The 25,197-nt window shown below is 68.5% G+C and carries 25 protein-coding genes and 2 pseudogenes; 15 read left to right on the top strand and 12 right to left on the bottom strand.

The genetic code is table 11. From position 1 onward, the window contains the following. The first annotated feature begins 127 nt into the window (after positions 1–127). Positions 128–313 (top strand): hypothetical protein, encoded by a 186-nt coding sequence (locus A37U_RS0121590; RefSeq protein ID WP_020498763.1) that lies wholly within the window; start codon positions 128–130, stop codon positions 311–313. Positions 314–375: 62 nt separating this feature from the next. On the opposite strand, the gene A37U_RS0121585 is transcribed toward A37U_RS0121590, so the two are convergent. Beyond that, positions 376–2,016 carry a gamma-glutamyltransferase gene (locus A37U_RS0121585; RefSeq protein ID WP_020498762.1) on the bottom strand — a complete coding sequence of 547 codons (1,641 nt, stop codon included), beginning with the start codon at positions 2,014–2,016 and terminating at the stop codon, positions 376–378. A gap of 266 nt (positions 2,017–2,282) precedes the next feature. Between A37U_RS0121585 and A37U_RS0121580 the strand changes: the two genes are divergently transcribed. From A37U_RS0121580 to A37U_RS54940, 12 genes and pseudogenes are all read left to right on the top strand, one after another. Next, positions 2,283–3,119 (top strand): alpha/beta fold hydrolase, encoded by an 837-nt coding sequence (locus A37U_RS0121580; protein WP_020498761.1) that lies wholly within the window; start codon positions 2,283–2,285, stop codon positions 3,117–3,119. A gap of 157 nt (positions 3,120–3,276) precedes the next feature. Then, positions 3,277–3,510: a hypothetical protein gene (locus A37U_RS50980; protein ID WP_026197470.1), complete on the top strand. Its 234-nt coding sequence runs from the start codon at positions 3,277–3,279 to the stop codon at positions 3,508–3,510. Positions 3,511–3,572: 62 nt separating this feature from the next. Then, positions 3,573–4,688, top strand: a complete 1,116-nt coding sequence (locus A37U_RS0121570) for a winged helix DNA-binding domain-containing protein (RefSeq protein WP_020498759.1) — start codon at positions 3,573–3,575, stop codon at positions 4,686–4,688. A 71-nt stretch (positions 4,689–4,759) separates the two neighbouring features. Beyond that, positions 4,760–5,437: a TetR/AcrR family transcriptional regulator gene (locus A37U_RS0121565; RefSeq protein WP_020498758.1), complete on the top strand. Its 678-nt coding sequence runs from the start codon at positions 4,760–4,762 to the stop codon at positions 5,435–5,437. Positions 5,438–5,450: 13 nt separating this feature from the next. Then, positions 5,451–6,629, top strand: coding sequence for an FAD-dependent oxidoreductase (locus tag A37U_RS0121560; protein WP_020498757.1), 1,179 nt, complete (start codon positions 5,451–5,453; stop codon positions 6,627–6,629). Continuing rightward, positions 6,629–7,255 carry an alpha/beta fold hydrolase gene (locus A37U_RS0121555; protein WP_020498756.1) on the top strand — a complete coding sequence of 209 codons (627 nt, stop codon included), beginning with the start codon at positions 6,629–6,631 and terminating at the stop codon, positions 7,253–7,255. The genes A37U_RS0121560 and A37U_RS0121555 overlap by 1 nt, the downstream gene beginning before the upstream one ends. Positions 7,256–7,348: 93 nt before the next feature. Continuing rightward, complete coding sequence (locus tag A37U_RS0121550; RefSeq protein WP_020498755.1) at positions 7,349–7,999, top strand: stage II sporulation protein M; 651 nt, start codon at positions 7,349–7,351, stop codon at positions 7,997–7,999. Between the two features lie 45 nt (positions 8,000–8,044). Then, the gene (locus A37U_RS0121545) at positions 8,045–8,752 is read left to right on the top strand and encodes a helix-turn-helix domain-containing protein (protein WP_020498754.1); all 708 of its coding nucleotides are present in this window, start codon (positions 8,045–8,047) and stop codon (positions 8,750–8,752) included. 206 nt (positions 8,753–8,958) lie between these two features. Beyond that, positions 8,959–9,612, top strand: coding sequence for a DUF3159 domain-containing protein (locus tag A37U_RS0121540; RefSeq protein ID WP_020498753.1), 654 nt, complete (start codon positions 8,959–8,961; stop codon positions 9,610–9,612). A 17-nt stretch (positions 9,613–9,629) separates the two neighbouring features. Beyond that, a complete protein-coding gene (locus A37U_RS0121535; protein WP_026197468.1) occupies positions 9,630–10,280 on the top strand; it encodes a GOLPH3/VPS74 family protein in 651 nt (216 codons plus the stop codon). A gap of 54 nt (positions 10,281–10,334) precedes the next feature. Continuing rightward, positions 10,335–10,487 (top strand): hypothetical protein, encoded by a 153-nt coding sequence (locus A37U_RS51735; RefSeq protein ID WP_020498751.1) that lies wholly within the window; start codon positions 10,335–10,337, stop codon positions 10,485–10,487. A gap of 28 nt (positions 10,488–10,515) precedes the next feature. Next, positions 10,516–11,771: pseudogene (locus A37U_RS54940) on the top strand (HNH endonuclease signature motif containing protein). On the opposite strand, the gene A37U_RS53785 reads toward A37U_RS54940, so the two are convergent. From A37U_RS53785 to A37U_RS0121505, 5 genes and pseudogenes are all read right to left on the bottom strand, one after another. Next, a complete protein-coding gene (locus tag A37U_RS53785; RefSeq protein ID WP_020498749.1) occupies positions 11,755–11,964 on the bottom strand; it encodes a fasciclin domain-containing protein in 210 nt (69 codons plus the stop codon). The pseudogene A37U_RS54940 and the gene A37U_RS53785 sit on opposite strands and share 17 nt — an antisense overlap. Positions 11,965–12,052: 88 nt before the next feature. After that, the gene (locus A37U_RS0121515; RefSeq protein WP_020498748.1) at positions 12,053–13,234 is read right to left on the bottom strand and encodes an acyl-CoA dehydrogenase family protein; all 1,182 of its coding nucleotides are present in this window, start codon (positions 13,232–13,234) and stop codon (positions 12,053–12,055) included. Between the two features lie 14 nt (positions 13,235–13,248). Continuing rightward, the gene (locus tag A37U_RS53780) at positions 13,249–14,115 is read right to left on the bottom strand and encodes a trypsin-like serine protease (RefSeq protein WP_276142032.1); all 867 of its coding nucleotides are present in this window, start codon (positions 14,113–14,115) and stop codon (positions 13,249–13,251) included. Further along, positions 14,099–14,293, bottom strand: a pseudogene (locus tag A37U_RS54935) (trypsin-like serine protease); the annotation flags it as partial. The pseudogene A37U_RS54935 and the gene A37U_RS53780, both read right to left, overlap by 17 nt. Positions 14,294–14,483: 190 nt before the next feature. After that, positions 14,484–15,740, bottom strand: coding sequence for a DUF6986 family protein (locus A37U_RS0121505; RefSeq protein WP_020498746.1), 1,257 nt, complete (start codon positions 15,738–15,740; stop codon positions 14,484–14,486). Between the two features lie 131 nt (positions 15,741–15,871). Between A37U_RS0121505 and allB the strand changes: the two genes are divergently transcribed. Together allB and A37U_RS0121495 are read left to right on the top strand one after the other, a co-directional pair. Further along, a complete protein-coding gene (gene allB, locus A37U_RS0121500; RefSeq protein ID WP_020498745.1) occupies positions 15,872–17,200 on the top strand; it encodes an allantoinase AllB in 1,329 nt (442 codons plus the stop codon). Positions 17,201–17,212: 12 nt separating this feature from the next. Beyond that, positions 17,213–17,938, top strand: a complete 726-nt coding sequence (locus A37U_RS0121495; protein WP_020498744.1) for an aspartate/glutamate racemase family protein — start codon at positions 17,213–17,215, stop codon at positions 17,936–17,938. 6 nt (positions 17,939–17,944) lie between these two features. Here A37U_RS0121495 and A37U_RS0121490 read toward each other — a convergent pair whose 3' ends face one another. From A37U_RS0121490 to A37U_RS0121465, 6 genes are all read right to left on the bottom strand, one after another. Beyond that, a complete protein-coding gene (locus tag A37U_RS0121490; protein WP_026197467.1) occupies positions 17,945–18,718 on the bottom strand; it encodes an IclR family transcriptional regulator in 774 nt (257 codons plus the stop codon). Between the two features lie 64 nt (positions 18,719–18,782). Beyond that, positions 18,783–20,297: an NCS1 family nucleobase:cation symporter-1 gene (locus A37U_RS0121485; RefSeq protein WP_020498742.1), complete on the bottom strand. Its 1,515-nt coding sequence runs from the start codon at positions 20,295–20,297 to the stop codon at positions 18,783–18,785. A gap of 95 nt (positions 20,298–20,392) precedes the next feature. After that, the gene (gene alc / locus A37U_RS44560) at positions 20,393–21,583 is read right to left on the bottom strand and encodes an allantoicase (protein ID WP_020498741.1); all 1,191 of its coding nucleotides are present in this window, start codon (positions 21,581–21,583) and stop codon (positions 20,393–20,395) included. 33 nt (positions 21,584–21,616) lie between these two features. After that, complete coding sequence (gene gcl, locus A37U_RS0121475) at positions 21,617–23,392, bottom strand: glyoxylate carboligase (RefSeq protein WP_026197466.1); 1,776 nt, start codon at positions 23,390–23,392, stop codon at positions 21,617–21,619. Positions 23,393–23,408: 16 nt separating this feature from the next. Then, the gene (locus A37U_RS0121470; protein ID WP_020498739.1) at positions 23,409–24,296 is read right to left on the bottom strand and encodes a 2-hydroxy-3-oxopropionate reductase; all 888 of its coding nucleotides are present in this window, start codon (positions 24,294–24,296) and stop codon (positions 23,409–23,411) included. A gap of 20 nt (positions 24,297–24,316) precedes the next feature. Next, complete coding sequence (locus A37U_RS0121465; protein ID WP_020498738.1) at positions 24,317–25,123, bottom strand: hydroxypyruvate isomerase family protein; 807 nt, start codon at positions 25,121–25,123, stop codon at positions 24,317–24,319. Between the last annotated feature and the right edge of the window lie 74 nt (positions 25,124–25,197).

Genomic DNA, 25,197 nt, shown 5'->3' with positions numbered 1-25,197 from the left:
GGGAAGTGCGGATCGCGAAGCCTTCATGCGCACGGCCGAGGCCGAGAGCGCCGGGTGATTGCCGAATCGAAGCCGGGGTTCATGCTGGTGTACTGCGTGCCGGGCAGCTCATCGCAATCGATGCCCCGTGTCTGGCGGTGCGCCGGAAGAACTGGGTTCATCACTGATGGCGCATTCGGCTGATCTCGGAATCAACGGAACACCGTTTCCCGGCGTGCACGGCGCCGAAATCGGTATGGCGGCCGAGCCGATCGGCGCGGCCGAGACGGCGATCATCGTCCGTCGCACGTCAGCGCGATCACAAAGGGCGTGATTCCACGCCGGAGATGAGTGATCCAGGTATCGGGAATTACTCGATATTCGAGGAATTCCGGGTCAGTAGGCGAGCGCGGCGCTGTTGTTGCGGTTGTGCGATGCGGCCTCGATCCGGCCGGTGACTGGGTCACGGGAAATCGCGACCCAGTAGCCCTCGCCGCCGAATCGTGACGTCTCGGAGCTGACCTCGGTCCACGGTAGCCCGCTCGCTTCGAGTACGGCGTGGTCGTACTCGCCCTCGTGGAATATGGCGGTGGCTGTGCCGGTGGCCGGGTCGAAGGACGGCATGAAGAAGTCCGGTTTGTTCACCGCCTCTTCCACCGTCATGCCCAGCCGGAGGTGATTCAGCAGGCACTGGAAGGTCTTCTGGTGCAGGCCCGATCCCATCGAGGCGAAGCCGAGCACCGGATTGTCTGCCCGGAACACGATCCCGGTCTCGGTGGGTGCGGGCAGCCGGCCGCCGGGTTCGGTGGCCGCGATCTGCTGTTGCTGGTGCGCGCCCGGATCGCCGACGGTGATCCCGTCCACGACGATCGCGGGCCTGCCCCACAGCACGCAGTTGATCGAGTGCGTGATGGCCGCGATGTTGCCGTGCTCGTCGACGGCGACCACATCATCGGAGTGCCGCGGTGGCAAGGTTTTCCACGGCAGCGGGGAGCCGTCCGCGATCCGCTGCCACAGCAGCCGGGCGTGCTCGGGGGTGACCCGGTTCTCCGGTGAGAAATCCAGCCCGGGGAACGCGGCCGACACGGTGTCCGCCGGTAGATTCGACACCAGCAGCAGCTGCGTGATGTCCAGCGCGTGGCGCAGGGACTCTCCCGATTCCGTCCAATGTGGACCATCGGTCAACCCCGCGGCGACGGCGAGGTTCTGCGCCTCGATCATGGCCACCCCACCGGCGTTCGGCCACGGCGCGGTGGCGATGACCAGGTCCTCGCCGATGTCCGCGCGCAGTGCGGGAGCCCACCGCACCTCATAGTCGTGCAGGTCCCGCATGGTCATCCGGCCGCCGTCGGCGCGAACCGCTTCGACGATCCGTTCCCCGAGCGAGCCGTGGTAGAGATGATCGGTTCCCTGGGCCGCGATCTGCCGGAGGGTGCGCGCGAGGCGCGGCTGGCGAAGCGTTTCACCGGGGTGATAGCGCGAACCGTCCTGCTTCAGCAGGGTTTCCCTGGTCTCCGGAAGACGCCGCAGATCCTCCTCGCGCATCGTGTAGGCGAGGCCCAGCCCGGGACTGATCGGAATCCCGCGTTCCGCGAATTCGATCGCCGGTCCGAACAGGCTCGCGAACGGAAGCCTGCCGAACCGCTGGTGCCCTGCTTCCACTCCCTTGAGGAAACCGCCCACGAGCGCGGCCCTTCCGCTGGGTGCCGCGCCCCGTGCCGCCTCGACGCTGCCATCGAGTGTCACCCCGCCGGGGATCGACAGCGGATCGTTCTCCCCGGCGACGGTGTTCCATTCGGCGTTCATCGTGTGCACTTCGCCGGTGCGCGCCTCGTAATACACCAGCGACATGATGCCGAAGTAGCTGACCGCGGATCCGGCGGTCAGCGCAACCTGGGCCAGCGCGGTGGTCATCGCCGCATCGGCCGCGGTGCCACCCTGGCGCAGGGCTTCGAGACCGGCGCGCGCTGCCGGTGCTCCGTAGGCGACGGTCACCGCTCCGTGGTCGCCGCTCGCCGCACCGGCCCTGGTGCGCACCGCGGTCTGTGCCTCGAAAACCGCTCATACTCGCCCGGCCGCCAGCTCGCCGAGCCGAGATCGATCCCTGAATCAACCACGATTTTCCTTTGCTGCCGGGGATATTCCCAGAATCGGGCATCCCATACTCACCACGCGTCCGACGACTGTCAAAAGATCCGTCCCCGTAGGCGCGACAGGAGTCGAGCCTGATGCAGTGCTATACCGACCTGTATAGTAAACGAAGGTATACAGATCGGTATAGTCAATGGGCTGGAGGAACCCACATGACCTTTCTGCGCGGCGATCTCCTGGTCGACGGTGTCCGGCTCGCATATCGCGATCGCGGTACGGGGGAGCCGGTGGTCTTCGTGCACGGCACGCCGTCGCATTCCCATGAATGGCGGGATGTCGTGCCCCGCATCGAGGCGGCGGGTCATCGGGTGATCACCTATGATCTGCTGGGGTATGGGCGTTCCGAGCGTCCACTGGACCGGGACACCTCGGTGGCCGGGCAGACCGCGTTGCTCGGGGCGCTGCTCGACGAACTCGGCCTGGACAGCGTCACCATCATCGCGCACGACATCGGTGGCGCCATCGGTCAGCGGTTCGCCATCGCCGCACCGGAACGGGTGCGGCGGCTGATGCTGCTGGACACGGTCAGCTATGACTCCTGGCCCTCGGCGACCTGGCGCGCGATCATCGCCGAACACCTCGACAGGTACCGGAATCTGTCCCAGTGGGAGTTCAACGCCCTGCTGACCCGGCAGCTCGAAATGACCGTCGCGGACAAGGAAATCATGACCGGTGCGGTGCTCGAGGCCTATCTGGCCCCGCACCAGTCGAGTCTCGGGCCCAGCTCGTTTTTCGAGCACCAGGTCCGCCACTACGACTCGGTCTACACCGAGGAGATCAGCGGGGAACTCGTCCGGTTGCGCATGCCGGTGCGCATCCTCTGGGGTGCGCGAGACCAATGGCAGCCCCTCGACTACGCCCGGCGACTCGCCGCCGACATTCCCGCCGCCGAACTCGTCACCATCCCGGGTGCCGGTCACTTCGTCATGGAAGACGCGCCCGACCGGGTCACCGAGGAGATCCTGGACTTTCTCACCGTCTCACCATGAGGGAGCACTCACCATGAGGGAGTACTCACCATGACGGAGCGCCGGAGTAGGACAGCGCACCACCGAGCACCGCCCGGTCGACGGCTGCGGCCGATGATGCCGTTCCGCGCTGCCCAGAGCCGGCCCGCGCCAGCGAGCCGTTCCGCTCTCCTGCTCGATGTCCTCGAGGGTGCGCCAGCGGGTTTCCGGAACCCGGAGGTGGCGCACCATCCAGCCACACGTCCGGTCGTATTTCCTACCCGAGGCTTCCGGGCACACCTCGCCCCAGGATGTGGTCGACCAGCATCGCCTGCTGTTGGATGTGCTGCACGAAGGGCGGCTCGACCGGATGGACATCGCGGTCGAGAACCACGTGCAGCTGTTCCTCGACACCGAGGGCCGGAACGTCTAAAGCGGACAGATTCCGGCCGCTTCATCTGCGATCGTTGCCGATCCGAAGCGAAGGAGCCGATCTTGTCCGTCCCGACCACCACCCGCCTGAGTACCCGCGCCCTCAACCGCGCCACGCTGGCCAGGCAGTTGCTGCTCGACCGCGCCGAGGTTCCGGTGCACGAGGCCGTCGCGCACCTGTGCGGTCTGCAGGCCCAGGAACCACAGGAACCGTTCATCGGACTGTGGTCGCGGTTGCACGCCTTCGATCCGCACACTCTCTCGGACCTGCTCGTCCGGCGGAGCGTGGTGCGGACCCATCTGATGCGCCGGACCGTGCACCTGGTCACCGCCGAGGATGCCCTCGCGTGGCGGGCCAGGCACGACGCCATGCTGCGCCAGCGGGTGCTCGGGAACTACCGCCGTGAGCTCGAAGGCGTGGACCTGGAGGAGCTGGCCGCGGCGGGCGCGGCGGTACTGGCCGACGGCGAACCCCGTTCGATGACCGGGCTCGCGCGGGAACTCGGGCACCGCTGGCCGGAGCCGGGGCCGCGGGCACTGGGGGAGATGCTGGTCGCCGCGCTCCTCCCGATGGCGCAGTTGCCGCCGCGCGGACTGTGGCGCACGAAAGGCGGGGTGCGCAATGCGCTGCTCTCCTCGTGGCTGGGGCGGGAAATCGAACCGCTCGCCCCGGACGGCACCGATCCGGCCGGTGCCGCGCTGGCGCTGCGCTATCTGGCCGCGTTCGGGCCCGCGGCCGTCGCCGATCTGCGCGCCTGGTGCGGACTCGCCGGATTCCCGGCCGCGGTCGCCGAGATCCGCGAGCGGTTGATCAGCTTCCGCGATGAGCGCGGCCGGGAACTGCTGGACCTTCCCGATGCGCCGCGCCCGGATCCCGATACTCCCGCCCCTGTGCGGTTTCTGCCCGCCTTCGACAACGCGGTGCTCGGCTATCAGGACCGTGGCCGGATCATCGACGAGGCGCACCGCGGACTGTCGGTGGCCGGGGAACGCCTGGTGCTCGTGGACGGCCGGGTCGCGGCGACCTGGACGGTCGAGGACGGCACCGTGCTTGTCGCACCGCTGCGCCGGTTCTCCCGGGCCGACCGCGGTGCCGTTGCTGAGCAGGGGCGGGAGCTGGCGACGTTCCTCTCCGAGGGTGCGTGTCAGCGGGTGCGGGTGGCCGCCGCACCGCGCTGATTCGACGTTTCCGGCGAGCTGCGCTAATGTTGTGACGAACATGTTCGTTACGAACGCATTCGAGAGGATCGATGCCTGAACCACGCAGCCGCCGCGACCGGCCCGCGAAGCCACCGCTGTCCCGGCAGTGGATCATCGATACGACGATCGGGATCATGCGCCGCGAAGGCCTTGGCAAGGCGACGATGCGCCGGGTCGCGAAGGAGCTCGACACCGGACCGGCCTCGCTCTACGTCTATGTGCGGAACACCGCGGAGCTGCATGCCGCGGTCATCGACGAACTCCTCGGCGCGGTGACCGTTCAGGAGCGGGGCGACTGGCAGGACCGGCTGCTCGCGCTGGTCACCGATTACCGCGCCATCCTCGCGACCCATCCGGGGCTGGCCCGCTCGGCGCTGGTGATCCGCCCGTCCGGGCCGCAGTTGCTCGCCCTCTTCGACCGCGCGATGGGCCTGTTCATCGAGGGCGGCGTGCACCCCGCGCAGGCCGCGTGGGGAGTGGACCTGTTGTTGCTGACCGCCACCGCGAGCGCGGCCGAACACGCCGCGCCCGAGGACGGGGATGTGGACGCGGCCACCGATGCGCCCGCGAAGCGCGCGGCCATGGCCGAGGCGGTCCGTGCCGCGGAAACCCCGCTGCTGGCCGAGCATGTCGACGCGGTCCTCGGCGGCACCCCACAGGGGCGATGGACCTGGTATTTCCGGGCGCAGATCGCCGGAATCGCCGCCACACCGATACCGAACGACTGAGCAGGGGAGTCTCATGACCGCGATACCGCACTTTCCGATCGCCATCATCGGCGGCGGCCTCGGTGGCCTGACGGCCGCGCGGGTGCTGCACGTGCACGGCATCGAGGCGGCCGTCTTCGAGCGCGAAGCGGGCCGCCACATCCGGACCCAGGGCGGCATGCTCGACATCCACGAGGAGAACGGGCAGCGGGCGCTGCACGCGGCCGGCCTGTTCGAGCAGTTCCTCGGGCTGATCAACAGGGGCGGGGAGGCCATGCGCATCCTCGACAAACACGGCATCGTGCTGCGCGACGAGGCCGATGAGGGAAATCTGGAACGGCCCGAGATCGACCGCGGCACGCTGCGGGACCTGCTGCTCGATTCACTGCCCGGGAACACCGTGCACTGGGGGAGCAAGGTCACCGCGATCCGGACAGTGCCAGGGCATTCCGGGCGGCACGAGGTCACCCTCGCCGAGGGCGGCACGTTCACCACGGATCTGCTCATCGGCGCGGACGGTGCCTGGTCGAAGGTGCGCCCGCTGGTCTCCGCGGCCTGGCCCGCGTACACCGGGATCTCGTTCATCGAGGCGGATCTCTTCGATGGCGCGGAAAAGCATCCGCTCGAGGCCGCTGTGATGGGCGAGGGCATGCTCTTCGCGCTCGACGGCCGGTCCGGTCTCGGTGTCCTCGGGCACAAGGAAACCGATGGCAGCCTGCACGTGTATCTCGGGTACCGGTGCGGCCCGGAATGGGTCGAGAGCATCGATTTCACCGACACCCCGGGCGCGAAGGCGGCGATCCTGGAACTCATCGAGGGCTGGGACGAGGGACTGCGCGGGCTGATCGCGAACGCCGATACCGGACTGATTCCCCGACACATCAACGCTTTACCGGTCGGGCATTCCTGGGGCCCGGTGCCCGGGGTGACCCTGCTCGGCGATGCCGCCCACGTCATGTCCCCGTTCGCGGGCGAGGGCGCGAATCTCGCCATGCTGGACGGTGCGGAACTCGCGCTCGCGATCGCCGCGCATCGAGACGGTCCGCCTGCCGACAACCGCGAGGCCGCGCTCGCCGCCTACGAGGCCGAGCTGTTCCCGCGATCCGCCGCCTCGGCCCAGGAATCCGCGGACGGGCTCGAGATGATCTTCGAACCGGAGGCGCCACAGGGGCTTGTCGAACAGTTCGCCGCGTTGGATCGGGAGGTTCGGTGATGGCAGTGAATCCGGTGTACGAATCCGGGAGCGGCCGCCCGGTTCTGGTGCTGCACGGTGGCCCCGGGCCCCAAGGGGCGCGGCAGATGGTCGACCATCTGGCACGCACCGGACACGTCTACGCGCCGACCCACCCCGGCTGGGAGGACGTCCCGCTGCCCGAGGGCGAGGTCTCAGTCCCCGCGCTCGCCCGCCGCTACCGGGAACTGCTCGCCGAGCTCCGGCTCGAGGATGTGCTCGTGGTCGGCACCTCGTTCGGCGGATGGATCGCCGCCGAGCTGGTCGCCCAGGATGCTGGCGCGATCCGGGGACTCGTGCTCATCGACAGCGTCGGCATCGAGATTCCCGGACAGCCGCTGCGGATGCCCGAGGGCCTGCCGCTGCTGGACGCCTACGGTAAGGGCACGCTCACCGATGCCACGCTGGGGCCCTGGCTCGCCGGGACGACCGTGCCCAGCCTGGTGATCTGGGGCGAGGAGGACCCGATCGCGCCGCTGCCCTACGGCAGGGCGGTCGCGGCGAGCCTGCCCGGGGCCGCCTTCGTGCCCATCGCGGGCGCCGGGCACGTGCCCTACCGAGACGCCCCCGAGGCGGTATGGGCGGCGCTGGACCGGTTCGCCGGTTAGCGGCACGCGTGGCTTGACCCTGCCCTTGGGGCACGGTTTCGAATGAGGCCGCGTCGCAGACCGCGACGCCCGCCGACCGTCAAGGACACTTCGATGACCACGATCCTGGATCAGGAACCGAACTGCGCGGCACGCCTGTGGAAACCGTTCCGGATCATCCGCGCGAATCTGCGCGCCTACCTGGTGATGAACGCGATCGTCTACGGCCTGTGCCTCATCGGCATGGGAGCGGGGCTGCTCTTTCCCGGGCTGACCGCCGCGCACAACACCACCATGCGCCAGGACGGGACAGCGGATCTGGTCGGGTGGCTGCTCGGGAACATGTGGCTGTTCAGCCTCGGCATCCTCGTGGTCAACATCCTCACGGTCGGCCTGTTGAGGATCCTGCTGCCCTCGATGATCGTGCCGTTCGCCGGAATCGCGATCTACGCGTACTGGGCGTTCAACACCGGGGTCACCCTCTCCCCGGTGAACCCGGCCGCCGCGAAGACCATGATCCCGCACTCGCTGACCGCACTGATCGAGTTCCAGGCCTACGCGCTGCTGATGCTCGGTTCCTATCTGCTCGGCAGGTCTTGGCTGCGTCCCGGAAGCATCGGCGCGCGGAATCGCCGCCAAGGGTATGCGCGCGGGCTGGCCCAGATCGGCTGGCTGAGCCTGCCCGCGCTGGCGCTGTTCGTCATCGGCGCCGTCTACGAGGCCTTCGAGGTGATCTACCTGGTTCCGCGACTGGTCGCGGGCTGATCCCGGGAACCAGCAGAATGAGCGTGCACAACGTGGGAGGACACGATGGCGTGGAGCACCCGGCAGCTCGCCGAACTCGCGGGCACGACGGTGAAAGCCGTTCGCCACTACCACCGGATCGGACTGCTGGAGGAACCCGAACGCGCGTCGAACGGGTACAAGCGCTACGGGGTGACGCACCTGATCCGGCTCGTGCAGATCAAAAGGCTCAGCGAACTCGGGGTTCCGCTGGCGCAGATCGCGGAGATGGAACGCGCCGATGAGGAACCGGACGAGGCGATCCGGGTACTCGACGCCGAACTCGCGGCGACGATCGAGCGGTTGACCCGGATCCGCGCGGAACTGGCCGTGATCCTGCGCCATCGCGCGCCGCTCGGGGTGCCGCCCGGATTCGAGACCATCGCCCGGGATTTCTCCAGCACCCAGCGATCGCTGCTGACGGCCTACTCGACGGTCTTCAGTGCGGAGGACATGACGGAATTCCGGGAAATGGTTGCGGCACGGGAAGACGTCGAGGACGAGTTCGATCGGCTGCCCGCGGATGCCGGGGATGCCGTGATCGAACGGCTCGCCGAGCGCCTGGTACCGGTCGTGCACCGGAGCAGGACGGAGCATCCCCGGTTCGCGGATCTGTCCGGGTATTCCGCACAGACCATCAGCACGATGGCACATGCCGTCGCGGAGTTGTACAACCCGGCCCAGATCCGTGTCCTGCAACGGGTGAACGAACTTCTCGGCGGGGAGACCGGATGACCCGGGCCCCCTTCCCGGGCGGGCGGCGATGCTGAAGACCGGAGTTCGTCGTCGGCGCGGGCTATCGGGATGCGTGACGGGCCGCCTGTTCGACCGGCTTCGCGACGCTCGTGCGGAATGTGAGCTGAACCACCCTCTCCGGATGTTGAGTGTGCCGTAACGGCACGGCTTTTACTGGCCGCATGACAACATCTGGGAGGACGGCGATGAGCACACTCGGGAAACACCGGGACCGCGCGGCCGATCCGAAGCAGGCGCTGCTCGACGGACTGGGTGGCGTTCCGGGAATGGTGTACACGGCCCTGCCGGTCGTGGTTTTCGTGGCGGCCAACGCGTTTTTCGCCCTGCCGGTCGCGATCGGGATCGCGGTGTTCGCGGCGCTGGTGCTCACCGGCTGGCGGATGCTGCGCGGGGAACGCCTGGTATCGGCGGCCGGTGGACTGTTCGGTGTCATCGCGGCCGGAGGAATCGCCGCATGGACCGGTTCGGCGAACGGTTTCTTCCTGATCGGGATCTGGGCGGCATTCGGCGGCGCGGTCGTCATGCTCGCCTCGCTGCTCGTCCGCAGGCCGCCGACCGGTGTCGTGTGGAACCTCGCACACGGCGGGAAACACCCGTGGCGGGCGGACCGGGCGAGCCTGCGCGCGCACGATCTCGCCACGCTCGCGGTGACGCTGGTGTTCGCGGCCCGGTTCGTGGTGAAGCAGTGGCTGTACGTTGAAGACGCCACGGGTTGGCTGGCGTTCGCCAAGATCGCGATGGGTGCCCCGCTGACCGCGCTGGCCGCGGTGGTGATCCTCTGGGCGTTCCGCCGCTGCACCACTCGACTGAACGGCGCCACCGTGGCCGCCGGGCGATGACGGACTGGAACGGGACCATGGATCTGACGCTGCCGCAACGACTTTACCTGTTGTGCTTCGATCCCGGCCGGAACAAACTCGACACGGCGAGCGTCCTGGTGCGCGGTTCGCTGCTGCGCGCGGCCGCGGTCGCCGAGCTGCGCACGCGGGGGCTGCTCGGTGATCGGGACGGCAAGGCGGTGCGCGAGACCAGCGCGGCGCAGCCGAGTGATCCGTTCCTCGCCGGAGTGCTCGACCACGTTTCCCCGCACAAGCCGTGCCGCTGGTTCACGCTGCTGGAGCGTGACTGGTACAAGGCCGAGAAGATCGTGCGGGAACAGCTCGAAGCGAAGCGGCTGGTCGCCGGAAACCGGGTGCGGAGGCTGGGAATTCTGCCCGGAAGGGAGGTCGGCCTCGCCGATCCGGGACAGGTGACCACCCTGCGGGAGAACACGAGGAATACCGTGCTGCTCGGCGGTGATCCGGCCGCTGCCCCGGTGGATGCGGCGGTGCTGGCCGTGTTCGCCACCGACGGCGATGTCCGCAGCGTGTTCACGACACAGGAACGCCGCGAGCACAAGCAGGCGATCAAGGCGCTCGGTGCGCGGGTCGAGGACGCCTTGCCCGGGCTGCGCAAGGCGCTCGGTTACGCGATCGCGGCGCGCAGGATGTCCGCATCCTCGGGATGAACCGCTGGTAGTTGCGGCCAGCGCCCGGACTGGGCAAGGTGGCACTGGTGCCAGGTGCAGTTGATCACCGCGGCCGGGGCGTCGACCGGCACTGGCCGGGTGATCAGCCCGAACTCCTCGATGAGCGGCTGGCGGAGCTGGCGGGACAACGATGCGGCCGTGGCCGACGCGCTGCGACCGGCGCTGACGTCGACGAGTATCGGGTGATTGGTCTGTTCGGGGGAATCTCTTGGGAATGGCGGGAATCCACCTCGGCGGTTGGTATTATAGATGTATGAACACTGGGGAAATGGAAACGATATTGTCGAGTCGGGAGAGGCTGGACCGGTTCATCGAGCAGGCCGCCGTGGTGCGGCGTGCTGAGGCGGAGTTGTTGCATCAGCTTGCGGAGTTGGATAAGGAGGGTGCGCCGGTCGAGTTCGGGTACTGTGGTTCGGCGGCGACTTTGGTCCAGGATGTGTTGCGGATCAGTCGTGCCGAGGCGCGCAGGATGGCCGAACGGGCACGAGTGTTGTTCGGTGCGCTCGGGATCAGCGGGGAACCACTATCCCCGGATTTGCCGAATACCGCGGAAGCGTATTCGCGTGGTGAGGTCGGTATCGAACACGTGGACCGAATCCGCACGTTCGCCGCCGAATTGCCCGCGGAGGTGGTGATCGGGGACGCGTGGCCGATCGCGGAAAACGCCCTCGCCCAGATCGCTGGTGAGGTCGGGCCGCGTGGGCTCGTCCGGCCGATCAGAGAACTACGGGCACGCCTCGATCCGGACGGACAGGAACCCAGCGATCGCGAACCTGCCCGTCCGGACCGGGAAATCTGGCTCCGGCAACACGCAAACCAGTGGGAAATCCGGGGACACCTGGACTACGAAACCGGGTTGAAACTCCGCGGCGTGTTCGACGCGCTCGGGAAACCCCGCAGCAGCGAGGCCAACGGCGGCACCCCGACACCCGAACCCCAGCAGAATGCGACGCCGACGCGTTCGCCGAGATCGTCCAACTCGCCGCGAACCCGGAAAGTCTTCCCGAAAACGGGGGCGAACCGTTCACCATCATGGTGACCATGACCGAAGAATCCCTGCGCGAAGGGATCGGGACCGCGACAACCATGGACGGCAGCACCATACCCGCCACCCAATTACGCAGAATCGCCTGCGACGCCGGAATCATCCCCACCATGCTCGGCTCGAACGGCGAAATACTCGACATGGGATGCCGCGAACGCACCGCACCACCAAAACTCCGCCACCGCCTCATCGCCCGCGACCGCGGCTGCGCCCACCCCGACTGCGATCACCAGCCCGCCTTCACCCAAGCCCACCACATCCAACACCACGCCAACGGCGGACTCACCACCGAAGACAACATGGTGCTCCTGTGCTCCCACCACCACACCCTCATCCACCACACCAACTGGAAAGTCCGGATACAGCACGGAAAACCCGAATTCACCCCACCCGAATACCGGCCGGCCTTCAGCTGGACGGCGTGAGGACCCCATCGAGGATGTAGACCACTGTGTTCGCTGCCCGGACATTGCCGCAGATGATCTTCGCGTTGTCGTTGACGGTGAAACTGGTGCAGGAACCGCCGGGGCTGATCAACTGACCGGTCAACGAGGTGAAGGTCCCGTTGTTCAACTGATTCGGGCTGATTCGCTTGCCGACCGCGTGGTACTGCAGCACCTTGCTCAGCTTGTCCTCGTCGGCGAACCGCTGATCGAGTTGCTGTTCGCCGCGGTGACGACCGGTGCGGTCGACCGAGCGGAACCGCTCAGGGAACCAGGTCGAGGAATTCCCAGCGTGCCCCGGGCTGGGCGCCGCTGAGCCATTTCCCGCAGTTCTGCAGCACCACCGGCCCGGAGGTGATGTGCTGGCTTCCGGTCCGCAGATCGCGCAGGAACCGGTCGATCGGTCCGCGCCGGATCGCCGTCGTCGCCGCCCAGCGGTGCACCGTCTCGCCGATCTCCTGCGCGGTCCAGGTCGCGTGGTTGAGCGCGAGCCGGAGCAGGGTCTGCTGTTCGGTACTCAACAATTCGCCCGCGTCCAGGGTGCGCTCATCGTCCCGCCACACCTGGAGCGCCCAGGCCCCGGCCGCGCGCATTTTCGCTTCCGCGTTCGCGAACTCGGCGTGGAACTGCGCGGTATCCACGGCGGCACCCCGGGTGCCGGATTTGCTCGCGGCGTAGCTCTTCAGTTCGTCGAGCAGGCGCCGCCCCACGCCGAGCGCCCAGCCGGTGTGCACGATCGCGGCCATGTTCACCAGACCAACCCGATAGATCGCGCCGCCGTTGGCGGGCAGCATCGTGGTCGCGGGGTAGGTGTGCGTTTCCGGGACGTACACATCCGTGCAGTGATAGTCGATGCTGCTCGTCGCGCGGAGCCCGAGCACATCCCAGTTGTCCACCAGGGTCACCTCGGACTTGGGCATGGCCAGCACCCGTGGCTCACCGGTGCCCTCGACCTTGATGGCGCTGTGAATATGGGTGGCCAGCGCCATTCCGGAGGCGAACTGCCAGTTTCCGCTCACCAGAAAACCACCCTGCACCGGGACCGCGCGGCCGGGCCGGGTGCCGTGCCCGGAGAGCAGCGCGTGCTCACCGGCGGCCACATCGGGAAACAGGTCCGCCGCCGCGACGGCACCGAGATAGGCCGCGGTGGTCCCGGTCATCATCTGCAGTGCCAGCATCGTCCAGCCGATCGCGGCGTCGTGATAGCTGATCTGTTCGATCGTCCGCATCAGCTGGCGCGGGGAGAATTCGTCTCCGCCGAGGTTGTGCGGAAGACCGGCCCGGATGACCCCGGCCGCCAGCAGCGCCTCCGTGATCTCCCCGGCAGGCCTGCCGAGCTCTTCGGCCCGGTCCGCCGCCGCGTCGATGGATTCGCCGAGCGTGTCGATCTGCTCGAGCAGCGCGGGAAATTTCGCGCTGACGTGCAGCCGGGCCGGTTCCGTCATGGATCGCTCCTCGCTCAGGCTTTCGTGGTCTGCTCCAGATCCACCTTGCCAGCCCGGGTGGTCAGGGTGGCAATGGTTTTCAGCTGCTTGCCTGCGAGATCCTTGGTGACGGTGAGCGTCGAACTCCTGGCCCCATCGATGGGAACGTAGTACTTGAAGCCGTCGCCGTCGTCTTTTTCCTGGTACCAGGCGTAGTGCACGGACGCATCATCAGGGGTGAGCGCGCCGACCGTGGCGGTGCGGCGATGGCCGGCTCCCGGGGTTCCGGTGATGCGCAGGGAACCGATCGGTGCCAGCGTGGGATGCGGGCGCAGTGCGTCCTGTCGCCAGTCACCGGGATTCATGAACTCGCCCTGGTGCACGCCGCCATCGCAGTTGTCGTCGCTCTGTGCGCTGAGCACCCCGGCGATCTCGGGTCCGCGTGCAGTGCTCAGCATCAGCGGACCGCCGGAATCACCGGGACAGACGCTCGGTGCCTGCGCGGCGCGCCCCTCGGGTACTCCGGTGACGCAGAACCCGGAATCGCCGACCGAATCCCGCGGAATGTCCGCCGCGCACCGCTTCGGTGGAAGCAGGGTCATCGTGGCCCGTTGCAGCCGATCGGTCATGCCGCCCTCGGCCGGGTCGGTGTGTTCGGTGCGGCCGTGTCCGTAGACCGTTCCGCGCGCGCCCCTGGCCACCGCGGCAGAGATCGCGGCGGGATTCGCGATCGGCGCCGGGCGCACCCCGGGCACCGGGCGATCGAGCAGGACGACGGCCAGATCGTCGGCGCCGAACGTGCCGTCCCGCGTGTCGATCTCCCGCCAGCCCGGATGCCAGAACCATCCCTTGACCCGGTGCGCCGTCCCGGCCGGTTCGGTGAGCCGGTCGGGCGCCGGGATACACCTGGAAATCGGCCGGTGCCTTGCCCTGCACGCAGTGCCCTGCGGTCAGCACCCGGTCCGGTGCGATGAGTGTTCCCCCGCAGTAGCCGCGCTCGGTGAGTGGATCGGTGCCCGGAAAGGCCAGGGTCGCCATCCAGGGGGCCGCCCCGTGCCGGGTGTCGCTGCCGTGCGACATCGCCGAGGCGGACGGTGCCGTGGCCACCAGTGCCGCCGAGGCCGCGCACAGTGCCGCGGCCCTGGCGAACCGGCGGCGGGAACCAGTGGATGCCATCAGATGCTCTCCTTCGGGTGTTCGGCATTACCTACGGCGAGCAATCTAGGTTCGGCGGGCCGGCGCGCGCGTCCTTCTGTCGTCGCGGGCGAGATCAGTCCACGGGACTACGACGGTGCAGCGCTTCGAGATCCGCCCGCGTCCTGCCGGTGGCCGTGCTCAGCTCGGCCGGATCGATCGCCCCGCAGTCGAGGCCGCGGAGCAGGAAACCGGACAGTGCCCGGGCCGTCGCCGGTTCGTCCAGCACCCCGCCCGCGGCGTGCTCGAGGTAGCGGCGCAGCCGGTCCGCGGCCGCCGGGAATCCCGCGCGGAAGAACGCGTAGGTCGCCGCGAACCGGGTGGGCAGCTGGGCCGGATGCAGATCCCAGCCCTGGTAGAAGCCGCGCTCCAGGGAGCGCCCGACCAGGCGGGTGTGCAATCGCCAGGCGTGGTGCACTTCCTCGGCGGTGCCGACCGGGAGGATGTTCGTGGACCCGTCGGAGAGCCGCACCCCGGTCCCGGCCGCGGCGAGCTGCATGACCGCCTTGGCGTGATCGGCGACCGCGTGCTCCATGCTCTGGTGCTCCGCGGCGATCCCGCAGGCCGCCGAGTAGTCGTAGGTGCCGTAGTGCAGACCGGCACACCTGTTCCCCGCGGCGCGCACCATCCGTGCGATCGGGGCGGTGCCATCGGCGCCGAGCACGGTCTGCGGGGTCTCCACCTGAATCTCGAACCGGAGGCTGCCGTCGTCCAGGCCGTGCGCGCGTTCCAGCCCCGCGCACAGGGTCAGCATGGCCTCGACCTGTTCCACCGCGGTGACCTTCGGACACGTCACCACGAACCCGTCCGGGAGCCCCGTGGAGGCCGGCAGTGCGGCGAGAAACGTGTCCAGGGTGCGGATCCCGCGCTGCCGGGTGGCGGCCTCCAGGCTCTTGATCCGGATTCCGTGGAACGCGGGGGCGCTGCCGTCCGCGATCGCGGTGCCGAGCTCGCGGGCCGCACGCCGCGCGGTGGCGTACTCCTGCTCCGCGGAGTGCCCGAGGTAGCCGTCCTCGAAGTCGATGCGCAGATCCTCGATCGGTTCGGCGGCCAGTTTGGCGCGCACCCGCGGATAGAGGTCTCCGGCCAGCACCGGGTCGATGCCGCTCGCCGCGGCGAAACCGTCCGGGTCCGGGGCGAACTCCGCGAGCGCGCCGATCGCCTGATCGCCCCACTCGCGGCACAGTCGCGCGCTGAACCGGTCGGCGGGGACGTAGACGGTGTGCACCGGCTGGCGCCCCTGGCGTTCCCCGGGATACAACCGGGCGAATGCCGCGTCGACCGGTTCGAGTTTGCGTTCGATCTCTGCCAGGACATTCGCGTCGATGTGCATCCGGCTCCTCGAGTGCGTGCGATGGTTGACATCGGCTGGCCTGAATCCCAGTATATATTCCACAAAACGATATGACAATTTCACTGAACGAAATTTGCGACCGAAAGCGCGGCGGTCGAGGAGAGGACGCCATGGATCTCGTGTTCAATGCACCTCGGGTGATCACCGCCGCGGGAGAGGTCGCCGCCTCCATCGGGGTGCGCGAGGGCCGCATCCACGCGATCGAACCACTGGGCACCGAACTGCCCGCGGAGCACACCGTGAACCTGGACGGGGACGAGGTGCTGTTGCCCGGACTGGTGGACACTCACGTGCACGTCAACGATCCGGGACGCAGCGAGTGGGAAGGCTTCGAAACGGCGACCAGGGCCGCGGCCGCCGGCGGGGTCACCACCATCGTGGACATGCCGCTGAACAGCCTGCCGCCCACGGTGGACGTGGCCGCGCTGGAGACCAAACGCGCCGCGGCTCACGGCCGGGTGCACGTGGACGTCGGATTCTGGGGCGGCGCGGTACCGGGCAATCTCGGCGAATTGCGCGGACTGCACGAGGCCGGGGTGTTCGGCTTCAAGTGTTTCCTGCTGCACTCCGGGGTGGACGAGTTCCCGCCGCTGGACCAGCGGCAGCTGCACGAGGCCGCAACCCGGATCCGGGAACTGGACGCGATGCTGATCGTGCACGCGGAGAACTCGGCGGCGATCGAACAGGCCCCCGGCGCGCGCGGCAGGCGGTACCTGGATTTCCTCGGTTCCCGCCCGCGTGATGCGGAGAACATCGCCATCGCCGAGGTGATCGAGCTCGGCAAGACCACCGGGGCGCGGCTGCATCTGCTGCACCTGTCCAGCGCCGAGGGGATCGGGATGCTCGCGGACGCGCGCCGCGAAGGCCTCGCGCTGACCGTGGAGACCTGCCCGCATTATCTCAGTTTCGTGGCCGAGGAGATCCCGGACGGGGCGACCGAGTTCAAGTGCTGCCCGCCGGTGCGTGAGGCGGCGAACCGGGAACTGCTCTGGCGCGGGCTCGCCGAGGGGATCATCGACTGTGTGGTCAGTGACCATTCGCCGTGCACACCCGAGCTGAAACGCCGGGACACCGGGGATTTCGGCGAGGCCTGGGGCGGGATCGCCGGTCTGCAGCTCGGCCTGCCCGCGGTGTGGACCCAGGCGCGCAGGCGCGGGTTCGCACTCACCGAGGTGGTGCGCTGGATGGCCGAACAACCCGCCGCGCAGACGGGAATGCGGCGCAAGGGGCACATCGCACTCGGCTATGACGCGGATTTCGGGGTGTTCGCACCGGACGAGACTTTCCTCGTCGATGCCGGGAAATTGGCGCACCGTAATCCGGTCACCGCCTATCACGGGCTTCCGCTGGCCGGGGTGGTGCGCCGGACCTGGTTGCGGGGCAAGGAAATCACCGCGGACGAGCCGTCCGGCGCCCTGCTGCGCCGCGGTGACTGCTGAACGGGGCAGCTGATGCGCATCGTCGTGGTCAACGTGAACACCAGCGAGGCGGTCACCGAGGCGATCGGCGCGCAGGCGCGGGCGGTCGCGTCCCCGGATACCGAAATCCTCGCGGTGACACCGTTTTTCGGTCCGGAATCGGTGGAAGGGAACTTCGAGAGCTACCTGGCCGCGGTTGCGGTGCTGGACCGGGTCACCGCGATCGGGGAACCGTTCGACGCGGTGGTGCAGGCGGGTTTCGGGGAGCACGGCAAGGAAGGGCTCGCCGAACTGCTCGATGAACCGGTCGTCGACATCACCGAGGCCGCCGCGCACCTGGCCTGCCTGCTCGGGCACCGCTACTCGGTGATCACCTCGCTGGACCGGGCGGTCCCGCAGATCGCCGACCGGCTCGCGCTCGCCGGGCTCGACGGGCGGTGCGCCTCGGTCCGCGCCATCGGGCTGCCGGTGCTCGAACTGGAAGCCGATCCGGAACGGGCAAGGGAACGGATCACCGAGGAGGCCGCGGCCGCGCTCGCCGAGGACCGGGCCGAGGTGATCTGCCTCGGCTGCGCGGGAATGTCCGGGCTCGCCGAACGGATCACCGCGGCCACCGGGGCGCCGACGGTGGACGGGGTCGCCGCAGCCGTCGGGCTCGCCGAAGCGCTGGTGCGCTCCGGGTTACGCACCTCGAAGCTCGGCGGTTACGCGCGGCCACGATCGAAACGGATCACCGGCTGGCCGATCACGCCACGCTGAGCCTGATCAGGAGGCACCGGCCGTGGTGTCGTCCAGCTGAGTGCCGAGGGCGCGCGCGGTCTGTTGCACGATCGGCACGATCTTCGTGATCACCTCGGGGGTCAGCCTGCCTTCGGGGCCGGAGACCGAAACGGCGGCGGGTGCGGGGCCGCCGGGCACGGCCACGGCCACGCAGCGCACCCCGAGCTCCTGCTCGGCCTCGTCCAGCGCGTAGCCCTGCTCGGCGATGGTGACCAGCTGGGCGAGCAGCGCATCCGGATCGGTGTAGGTGTGCTCGGTGTAGGCGGGCATCCCGGTCCGCTGCACCAGCGCGCGCACGTCCTGCGGGTCGAGGCAGGCGAGCATGGCCTTGCCGACCCCGGTGCCGTGCGGCAACACCCGCCTGCCGACCTCGGTGAACATCCGCATGGAGTGTTTGGAGGGCGCCTGGGCCACGTACACGACCTCATCGCGCTCCAGCACCGCGAGATTCGCGGTCTCGCCGACCGCGTCGACCAGTTCGGCCAGCAGCGGGCGGGCCCAGGTGCCGAACTGCATGCTGGCCTGTTCGCCGAGTCGGATCAGCCGGGCGCCGAGCGCGTACCGGCGATTGTCGTTCTGCCGCACGTATCCGGCGGCGACCAGGGTGCGGATCAGCCGGTGGATGGTCGGCATCGGCAGTTCGGTCGTCGCGGCGAGTTCGGAGAGGCTCGCTTCCCCTCCGCTGTCCGCAAGCCCTTCCAGGAGCTCGAAAGCGCGCTGCAGGGACTGCACGCCGCTACCGGCACCGTCCACGGGCATGATCGTTCCTCTCCGTCCTGCCACCGACCGTATTCCACGATACAGAAACGATACGCAGGAGAATTCAGTCGGTGCTCGATACGGCGATCGACTCGCCGGAGACCGCGCGATAATCCCGGTGGCGCTCGGCGATCAGGTAGTACAGCAGCGCGGCGATCCCAGCGCCGAACAGCCAGGAGAACGGGGCCACCACGGCGAGCTCGGGCACGAAGGCCACCGCGACCGCGATCGCACCGGCCACCGCGAACGCGAAAACCGCGCGCGGATTGACACCCGCGCGGTAGTGGTATTCCCCGTCCGGTGCCGGACTGTACAGCGCGGGAAGATCGATCCGGGCCTTGCGCACCAGCCAGTAGTCCGCGATGAACACCCCGAACAACGGGCCGAGCAGCGCGCCGAGTCCGCCGAGGAAATACTCGACGACGACCGGGCTGTTGTACAGGTTCCACGGCAGGATGAGCACCCCGATGATCGCGCTGATCAGTCCGCCGCGCCGGAAATTCAGTTTCTTCGGGAACAGGTTCGCGATCGCGTAGGCGGGTGCGACGAAATTCGCCATCAGGTTCACCGCGACCGTGAGAATCAGCAGCGCGAGCGAGGCGATCACCAACAGGAACGTGTTCGGGATGGCGTGCACGATATCGGTGGGGCTCTTGATGATCTGACCGTTCACCTTGAACTGCGCGCCGCACAGGACGACGGTGACGATGCCGAAGATGCAGATGTTGATCGGCAGTCCCCAGAAATTGCCCAAGGTGATCGATTTCCTGCTCTTCGCGGACCGGGTGAAGTCACAGAAGTTGAGCAGGAACGTGCCGTAGATGGCGATCCAGAGCGATCCGCCCGCGAAGATCTTGTTCCACATCGGCGCGCCGGACAGTTCGGAACCGGCGGACCAGGCGATGGAGCCGCCCGCCCGGAAGAACATCCACACGGCGAGCGCGCCCATGGTGAACAGGATGATCGGACCGGCGAACGCCTCGTATTTGCGCACCATCTCGATGCCGTACATGAGGATGACGACCTGGACAATCCACAGCACTCCGAAGCAGATCCAGCCCAATGTGGACAGCCCGAGGATGGAATTCCGGTACAGCGCGGACAATCCGGGATCGATCGCGATCAGCATCACGCAGAACACGACCGATGCCAGATAGGTCTGGATGCCGAACCACACGATCGCGACCGCGCCGCGGATCAGCGCCGGGATCTGCGCGCCGCGGATCCCGAAACTGATCCGGCTCAGCACCGGGAACGGCAGCCCGGTCTTGTAGCCCATGTAGCCGGAAAGGTTCAGCAGCACGAACAGCAGCGCGGCGCCGATCATCAGGGCGAGCAGCACCTGCCAGGCGCCGAGGCCGAGCGCGAACAGGCCGATGGCGAAGGTGTAGTTGCCGAGGCTGTTCACATCGTTGGCCCACAGCGTGAAGATGTTGTAGGCCCGCCATCTGCGCCCGGCGATCTTGGTCGGCGCGAGATCCTCGTTGTACAGCGCGGTGCTCACCGGGCCGGAGGCCGCCTGATCGGTACCGGCGGTCTCGGCGATGCGCGAGGCGGTGAGACGCGAGAGCACGCCCATATCCCAACTCCGAGCTTGTTTCGGTGTGTGGAATTGAAATACTGTCTTGCGGAAACAGCGTATGGCCCGGTGCGCCCGTGGTCAAGGGTGCACGCTCAGGAACCGCGCAGGAGGTCACGCAGCGCCGCGGCGGGTGCCTCCGCGAGCTTCGCCGCCGTCAGGGCCGCGTCCAGACCCGCCGCATCGCGCAGCGGCCGGTGCGCGAGGAGGGCGGCCGCCTGTGTGGCGCTCAGATCCGCCTCGGCGGCCAGTACCGCTGCGGCCGCGGAATCGGGCAGCCGGTCGAACCAGTCGATGCCGAGGTGTTCCCGGCCCGCCGCGGTGAGTTCCCCGTAGGCGCGGAACCGGGCGAAACCGCCGTCCGGGTAGACGTCCACCCGCAGCGCGCCCACCGGTTCGCCCGCGCGGATCCGGAACCGGTGCCGGGTATCGGGTTGCAGCGCGGTGCGCGGCAGAAGTTCGGTCCACCGCGCGGAATCCGTGTCCGCGGCGCCCCCGCTCAGCCGGAACCAGCCGGGTGCGTTGCCCTTGAAGTAGCGGGTGTCGATCTCGATCTGGTGCAGCACGCCCTCTCCGGCCAGGCGCACCGTGACGAAGTCGTTCCCGTCGTCGCGGCGGCGCGCCGTTTCCCAGCCATCGCCCATGCTGCGCGCGAGATCGGGGCGCAGCAGATTGTTCGGCGCGGAGTAGAACCGGTTCGAGCAGTCCGCGACGATTCCGCCGTTCTCCAGCGCGGCGAGGTCCAGCGGCGCACCCGCGATCCAGCGCGGATCCGCGACCGCGGCCCCGTGCACCCGCAGCCGGGCGACCCCGCCGTCCGGGACTATGTTCAGCCGCACATGGGTGAACCGCTGCGGTGAACTCACCTCGAAGGAGTTCTCGGTGTCCCCCTTGAGCGCCGAATTCGCCACGATCGGCACCCATTCCACATCCGGTCCGGAAAGCTCCTCGGGAGAAGGGTGACCGTCGATCGCGGCCGCCTCGACCGAACAGGATTCGGGGTAGTTGCCGGTGAAGAAGGCGGTGTCCACGATGACGCCGTGGATCACTCCCGGCGCTCCGAGGCGCACGATCGCCCAGTCGTGCCCCGGCCCCCTGCGCCGCCTGGTCTCCCAGCCGTCGTAGACTTTTCCCTTGTGCCCGAAGGATTGCGCGTCGAAGCTCGCGGCCCCGGGGTTGATCAGGTTCTCCCGCTCGGCGAAGAACTCGTCGTTCGCCACGAGCACGGCGCCGCCGAGGTCCCGGCAGGCGAGGTCGGGAAGCGTGCGGAATTCCGGTTCGGTCATGGGGCTCCCTAGGTTGTCTCCGTTGGTACTGGTTCAGGCGAGCGGCAGGATCGCGGTCGGCGCGTGTTTCGGATTCCCGGCCAGCTCCTCGAACTCCACGGTGTTGTCCAGCTCGGTGCCCATGGCGATATTGGTGACCGGTTCCAGGATCACCTCGACCAGGACCGGGACCTGATGGGTGGCCATGAGTTTCTTCGCCTCCTCGAGCGCGGGCAACAGGTCCGCGGGTTCGCTGACCCGGATGGCCTTGCAGCCCAGCCCCTCGGCGACTTTCACGTGGTCCACGCCGTAGGAGCCGATGCCCGGCGAGTTGATGTTCTCGTAGGAGAGCTGCACGCAGTAGTCCATGTCGAAACCGCGCTGTGCCTGGCGGATCAGTCCCAGATAGGAATTGTTCACCACGACGTGCAAGTACGGAAGGTTGAACTGGGCACCGACCGCGAGTTCTTCGAGCATGAACTGGAAATCGTAGTCCCCGGAGAGCGCGACCACGGTAGCCTCGGGGGCCGCCCGGCAGACCCCGAGCGCGGCGGGCACCGTCCAGCCGAGCGGCCCGGCCTGTCCGGCGTTGATCCAGTGCCGTGGCCGGTACACGTGCAGGAACTGGGCCGCGGCGATCTGGGAGAGCCCGATCGTGCTCACATACCTGGTCTCCGCGCCGAAGGCCCGGTTCATCTCCTCGTACACCCGCTGCGGCTTGATCGGCACAGTGTCGAAATGGGTGCGCCGCTGCATGGTCTGTTTACGCGCGCGGCAGGAGTCGGCCCACGCGGTCCGGTCCGGGAGCCGCCCCGCGTCCCGCCAGACACGTGCCACCTCGACGAACCGGGTGAGCGCGGCGTGTGCGTCGGAGACGATTCCGTAGTCCGGGGCGAAGATCCGCCCGATCTGGGTCGGCTCGATGTCCACGTGCACGAAGCTGCGCCCCTGCCGGTACTTTTCCAGCCCGCCGGTGTGCCGGTTCGCCCAGCGATTGCCGATGCCGAGCACGAAATCCGAGGCCAGCAGGCTCGCATTGGCGTAGCGGTGCGCGGTCTGTAGCCCGGCCATCCCGGCCATCAGCGGGTGATCATCGGGGATACTGCCCCAGCCCATCAGCGTCGGGACCACGGGCGCCCCGACCAGTTCGGCGAACTCCACGAGCAGCGCGCTCGCCTCCGCCTGCACCACACCGCCCCCGGAGACGATCAGCGGGCGCTGCGCGGCGGCGAGCATGGCCATGGCCTTCTCGATCTGCGCCCGGCTCGCCGCGGGCCGGTGCACGGGCAGCGGCGCGTAGGTGTCCGGGTCGAACTCGATCTCGGTCTGCTGCACGTCCACGGGGAGATCGATCAGCACCGGACCCGGCCGCCCCGAACGCATCAACTGGAAGGCCTTGCTGACCGCGCCGGGCACCTGGGCGGCCTCGCGCACCGTCATCGCCAGTTTGGTCACCGGGCCCGCGATGGACTCGATGTCCACAGCCTGGAAGTCCTCCTTGTGCAGCCGCGCGACCGGTGCCTGGCCGGTGATGCACAGGATCGGCACCGAATCGGCGGATGCCGAGTACAGCCCGGTGACCATATCGGTGCCCGCGGGCCCGGAGGTGCCGATACACACTCCGATATTGCCCGCCTTCGCCCGGGAGTAGCCCTCGGCCATGTGCGAGGCGCCCTCCACGTGGCGGGTGAGCACGTGCTCGATGGCACCGCTGTCCCGCAGTGCGGCGTAGAACGGGTTGATCGCCGCGCCCGGCACACCGAAGGCATCGGTGACACCCTCGGCCCGCAGTACCTCCACCGCCGCTCGGGCGGCTGTCATTCGTGGCATGGCATAGCTCCCTCGGTCAAGCGCCGCTGGGGCGCCCGGACAGTTCATCGGCGAGCTTGAGCAGCCCAGAGTGGTCGAGGCCGCCGTCGCCGCGCGCGACGAGCGCGGCGACCAGTTGGGAGACCACGGAACCGAGCGGAAGCGGTACACCCGCGTCCCGCGCGGCCGCCTGCGCGATTCCGAGGTCCTTGTGGTGCAGTTCCAGGCGGAATCCCGGGGCGAACTCGCGGTTGAGCATGCCCGCCGCCTTGCGGTCCAGGATCGCGTTCCCGGCCAGCCCGCCCGCGAGTACCTTGACCGCGGCCTCGGTGTCCACGCCGTGCGCCTCGAGGAACACGATGGACTCCGCGACGAGCTCGATGGTGCCCGCCACGATCAGCTGGTTCGCCGCCTTGACGGTCTGCCCGGAGCCCGCGGGCCCGACGTGCACCACCGTCTTGCCGACCGTTTCCAGTACCGGGCGCGCGGCCTCGACATCCGCTTCCGCGCCGCCGACCATGATCGACAGCGCCCCGTCGATCGCGCCCTGCTCGCCGCCGCTGACCGGGGCGTCCACCACCCGCACTCCGGAGCGCGCGCCCGCCCCGGCCAGTTCCCTGCTGATATCCGGGCGGATCGTGCTGCAGTCGATGAGCAGGGTGCCGTCCTTCGCGTTGGCCAGCACCCCTTCCGGGCCCTGCACCACATCCTGCACATCCGGGGAATCGGGCAGCATGGTCAGCACGATGTCCGCCTCCCGCACCGCCTCGGCGACCGAACCAGCGGCCCGCCCACCCTGCTCGGTGAGCCTGCGCACCGCGGCCTCGCTGCGGTTGTAGCCCAGTACCTCGTACCCGGCCCCGACCAGATTGGCGGCCATCGGCGCGCCCATGATGCCGAGTCCGATGAATCCCACAGTGGTCATAACGCTGAATCTCCTCGCTGTCAGTGCTCGGGCAACCAGCCGAAGCTATCGGCGCTCGGCCCGGAAGGCGAGTACTCCAAACCGATCCGGCCCCGATATCCCGCTTCGCTGAGCAGTCGCAGGTGTTTCTCGATCGCCAGCTCTCCGGTGCCCGGCTGGTGGCGTCCCGGGGCGTCGGCCAGCTGCACATGGCCGATCCGCGCGGAATGCTCGGCGATCACCTGTTCCACATCGTCCCCGTTGACCGCGAGGTGATAGAGATCGGCGAGCAGTCGCGCGTTCCCGATTCCCGCCTCGGCGAGGCGGTCCAGCACCGCGACCGCGTCCGCCGCGGTGCGCAGCGGGTAGGCGTCGACCCCGGAAACCGGTTCGAGCACAACGGTTCCGCCGATCGGTTCGACCGCCTTTGCTGCCGCTTGCAGATTCACCAGCGCCAGATCGTCCTGTACATCCGGATCCGCACCCTCGACGCGGTTGCCGTACAACGCGTTGAACACCCGGCAGCCGGTCGCCGCGCCGATCCGCGCGACCTGTTCGGTGTTCGCCAGGAACTCCGCGCCGCGACCGGGAACCGACAGCACGCCCCGGTCCCCGGCGGGCATGTCCCCCGCGAAGAAGTTCAGCCCGGTCAGCTCGGTCCCCGCCGCGCGCAGCGCCTCGAGGAACGCGTCCACCTCGGCCTCGGCGGCGACCGGTTCGCGGAACGGCCACCAGAACTCCACCGCGGAGAACCCCGCCTGTTTCGCCGCGGCCGGCCGTTCGAGCAGCGGCAGCTCGGTGAACAGGATCGAGCAGTTCACCGCGAACCGGTCACGATTGATCCCCATCGTTCTCACCTTTTTCGGATCGCGGAATCAAGATTCTGTGATTCGAAACAACGATAGGGCGTGTGCGAGTGAGC

Source organism: Sciscionella marina DSM 45152 (assembly GCF_000379465.1).
In the GTDB taxonomy this organism is placed as follows: Bacteria; Actinomycetota; Actinomycetes; order Mycobacteriales; family Pseudonocardiaceae; genus Sciscionella; species Sciscionella marina.
This window is presented reverse-complemented; position numbering and strand designations above follow the sequence as displayed.